General features: G+C 54.7%; 4 protein-coding genes. All 4 read right to left on the bottom strand.

The genetic code is table 11. From position 1 onward, the window contains the following. Positions 1–658, bottom strand: a 658-nt coding sequence (locus ACROHD_RS20730) for an ammonium transporter (protein WP_432680342.1), incomplete at its 3' end; no start/stop codon positions are given. A gap of 43 nt (positions 659–701) precedes the next feature. Continuing rightward, on the bottom strand, positions 702–1,067 hold the full coding sequence (locus ACROHD_RS20735; RefSeq protein ID WP_432680343.1) for a response regulator: 366 nt from the start codon (positions 1,065–1,067) through the stop codon (positions 702–704). A gap of 48 nt (positions 1,068–1,115) precedes the next feature. Beyond that, positions 1,116–2,609 carry a response regulator gene (locus ACROHD_RS20740; RefSeq protein ID WP_432680344.1) on the bottom strand — a complete coding sequence of 498 codons (1,494 nt, stop codon included), beginning with the start codon at positions 2,607–2,609 and terminating at the stop codon, positions 1,116–1,118. Then, a partial coding sequence (locus tag ACROHD_RS20745) for a hypothetical protein (protein WP_432680345.1) occupies positions 2,609–4,294 on the bottom strand: 1,686 nt, incomplete at its 5' end. The genes ACROHD_RS20745 and ACROHD_RS20740, both read right to left, overlap by 1 nt.

Genomic DNA, 4,294 nt, shown 5'->3' on the forward strand with positions numbered 1-4,294 from the left:
CACCGTTGAAGCCGAGCCAGCCGATGAAGAGTAGAAGAGCGCCAAGCGTCGCGGTCGGCATGTTCGACGGGGTGATGATCTGCGCGCCCGAGCCGTCATCAAATCGCCCCAAGCGCGGGCCGATAATCAAGACGAGCGCGAGACCGGCCCAGCCGCCAACGCTGTGAACCACCGTCGACCCGGCAAAATCCACAAACCCCAAATCCGCAAGCCAGCCCGATCCGCCAGCGCCGTCAAGGCCGGCCCAACTCCAATGACCTGCAACGGGATAGAGAAGCCCCGAGACGATCACCGCGACAAAGAGATAGGCGCCGAACTTCATCCGCTCTGCGACGATCCCAGAGAGGATCGTGACCGCGGCCCCGCAAAACATCACCTGGAATAGGAAAAACACCGCAAGAGACGGGGACGCCTTGGCGAAGTCGAGGGAGAACAGGTCCAACCCGATCCACCCTTTGTAACTCAGCCCAAACATCAGCCCGAAGCCGACAGCCCAGAACACCAGCGTGGACAGACAGAAATCTGCGAGGTTCTTGATCGCGACGTTGATGCTATTTTTTGAGCGGGTCATCCCGCTCTCTAGGCACAGGAAACCACCCTGCATCAGGAAGACCAGCGCACTGGCAAAAATGACCCAGAGCAGATCAATGTTCGCCATCAGACGAACTGCCAGAGCTTACGGATATGAGTACCGTGCATCATCACGCGTTCAGCCAACCTTCAATCTTTTCAAGAAGTCGCTTTATGTCGACCGGCTTGGTATCATAATCATCGCAGCCAGCGCCCAGGGCCTTGTCACGATCACCCGCCATGGCATGTGCCGTCAGCGCGATAATCGGAATGCTCTTTGTTTGGTCACTTGCCTTGAGGTGCCGTGCCGCGTCCCAGCCGTCCATGACCGGAAGGCTCATGTCGAGCAGTATTATGTCGGGGCTTTCTTCTGAGGCCATCTCGACACCGCGCTGGCCGTCAAACGCCATCACGACTTCGTAGCCTTTCTTCTTGAGCCTGCGAGACAACATGTCTCGGTTCATCTCATTGTCTTCAACCAGAAGAATTTTTGCCATTTTGTCTTCCCTTCCTATTCTTCCTTACCGGATCCTCGGTATGCAGACTCAGGCTGCGTCTGTTTGCACCGATGCATCCTGTGCCAGCCGAGCTTCAACGAGTTTTCGCAGATGCATCTCAAGCATCGTGTCGAGCTGTTCCTCGGTTTCAAACATATGAAATGCTCCGATATAGGAGCCGTCTTCACCAATAAGCCAGCGATCGAGATACCGGCTGAGCTTGTCGATCTGATCGAGCCTGTCGAGAACAATGTTACGATCCTCGAGCGACAACGTCGGCGCCCCCTGCTTTCGGTAGAGAAGCATCTCCGGAGAGCCTTGCTGCTTGAAACCGCCTAGGGCGTCCTCGAATTCAAATGCCGTACCAGATTCGTATCGGGTCCCGTCGGGCCTCAGGATCGTATCGGGTAGAGGCGAGCCGATGCGAGACCAAAGAATACCAACGTAGATTTCCGTCTCATGCGGTGGGTGGATCTGAGCCTGGAAAGTTTCAGAAGCCAGCATGGGCTCCTCTTCCCAGAGGATCGGGATCAGATAGGCACGCCCAAAGAACTCCTCGTTAAGACGCCCGATAACAGATTTGGCGACGCGTCGTTCGGGAATGACGTCGCCGGGTGAAGAGATAAAAATCCGGAATTGCTTTGAGATGTTCTGACGCAGACGAACCTTTTCAAGACACGCACTGATCCGCGCTTGAAGTAGGATCGGATTGAACGGCTTGAAAATGTAGTCTTCGGCACCCTGAAGGATACAGTCGACCATCATTTCAATGTCGTCAGACGCAGATAGCATAATCACCGGGATCGTGCGCAGGCGAGAAGACGCCTTCATTCGTTGCAGAGTCTCAAGGCCAGACAGGCCGGGCATCATGTAATCAAGCAGAACGAGGTCAAAACGATCGGTTTCGAGAAGGGCAAGGGCTTCTTCACCGCTTGATACCGCTCTTGCCGAATAGCCCATGCGTTTGACGCGTCGCCTTAACAGCTCGCGGTTTGACGGGTCGTCGTCTACCAGCAAAAGTTCGCCCCCTTGACCGATTTGACTGTTGATTATCGAAATGTCTTGTTGCGGAGAGCGTTTGCCTTCTTTCTTCGGGGCGGTTTTTTTGTCGGTGTTTTTCTCGAGCAAACGTTGCGGGATGGCATCTACGAGACTTAGCGCCGCTCGCCCCGCTTCGGCGATATTTTCCAGGTCAGATATGAACTCAGCTTCGTCGAGGTCTGTCGCCTCCTCGAAGATCATTTCCGAATACCCGTTTATGTGGTTGAGTTGCATTCGAAACTGAAACTGAGCGTCACCTACATTGACCTCTTCAGGCGAGACCGTCGAAGCGCCCAGGAAATCTTCTATAAGGGCAAGCATTTTGTGACCTGCATTCTGGATTGCTTGCAGATCTCCCGAAAATGTCTTCAGGAGATCAGGTGGCAGATCCTCCTCAATCATCTCGGCATAGCCGATGATGTGGCCGACAGGTGTACGAAGGTCGTGGCGCAACTTTGAAAGTTGTGCTTTGAAATCGCTGCTATCTTCCACTTTTTTCATCATCCGGCAGACGGCGGTTCGTGTTCACGGTGGTAGCGGTGCGTGCTCCACTGGACCACATCCATGAGAGAACGTTCCGCCAAATCCGAAATCACATCTTGTGCGTGAATAGGATCAGAAATCGACTCGAGGCGCCGCTCAGCAAGTTCGAACAACTCTCCCTGGTTTGCGTACTGCCAAAGCAACTCACGTATTGCCATTTTCGTTTGATAGATTTCCCATATCGCAAGCCAAAGCGGCAAAAGCCCCATGAGGAAGACGACAAGGGTCTTTCCATCAAGATCGCCGATATGGAAGTGGTAGAGGGTATCTTTGAAAAAAAGCAGCGAGAGGGCACCGAGAAACGCCGCAAGAAAAAGATACTTCTTTACTGTTTCAAGACGCTCGTGCTCAGCATGCAATTGGTGATGCTTTCGGGAAAAATAAGCCGCTTGATCTTTGACCCATCTTTCCGAAACTACAGCAATTCTGTCCTTTGCATTCACGGTGCTCTCGTAGGTCAATGGTTCTGTGCACCGGATTGCATCGCCAATCCATCCGAAGCCCTTGAAACGCTCGATACCTGTCAGTTGCAAGAGGCGCCGTGTCTGGCCTGTTGCACCACCTCCGGACAAGACAAGGAAGAAGCGGATGCGGAGTGCCTCGGCCAGCGCGCGGAAAGCGAGGTGACGTCCAAACCACCCGCGCCTTGAGCCGATGGCGAAAATTAAGAAACCTCCTGCGAAGAGAGCCAAATAAGCGATGAGAAACAGCTTCAGTGCGGCAATCTTCGCATAGAGCAGAAATGTCAGCCCCATCAGGGCTGCCATGAGCCCGAAGAGCTTAAAGAGACGATCCGATTGACGTTGATTTGCGAGGGCAAGTTGATCCGCACGTACGAAATCCACGTCGATCGACGAGGCGACCTCTGATATCTTCACATCATCGGGTGCAGAGATCGGATAGGCGGTCAGATCGGTGCCGATTTCTGTGTCCCGCTCGAAGGCATACTGGTCAAACTCGCGCCAACGCTCCTCTACGAAATCAGGGATATTCGGCAGGCGGCAGATAAGGCCTGTAGCACCCGCCTGTACTAGGTAACTTGTCTGTACGTCGCCCTGTTCAACCTCATCCGTCTGCCTGGGGGCTTCGATCCAGATCGCGAGGTCGGACCGATCATCTGCCAACCCGGCGTCGACAACCGCTTCGAGTTTGCGGGCTTGCCGTGCCTGCGGCTCTGAACCAGAGAGATAGCGAACCACAACGTCGGACGATCCACCCGTCAGACCCGTCACCTCTCCATCCCAAAGAGCAACTAGGACATTCGAACGCCTGACAAGGTAATCCATGAGCCGCGCGTAGAGGGCATCACGAGCCGCGCCCTCTTTGAAGTCGTCCTCCCCGGTCCCGTGAGGAAGTGGTAACTCCTGCACTTTGACGCGCGCGTCATCCAAAAGTCTGATTAGGTTGGAATGGGCTTCGCCCTCAAAGTCAGCCTCGTAGAGCGCGCGGGGCATCGGCAGAACCGCGCGCACGGGCAATCCGATCTCAAGCGCAACCTCGGTGGCGAGTGTATCGGCGCCCTGAGCCAATCCAGTGACAAGCTCAACCGGAAGGGCTTCAAACCGCTCCCTCATAGCCTCGAGTTCATTTTTTAGCGCCGCGCGTATGTCGGCTACGGCTTCAGGATGAATGTCACGGTGCCC

This window comes from Nioella aestuarii, assembly GCF_050896395.1.
In the GTDB taxonomy this organism is placed as follows: Bacteria; Pseudomonadota; Alphaproteobacteria; order Rhodobacterales; family Rhodobacteraceae; genus Nioella; species Nioella aestuarii.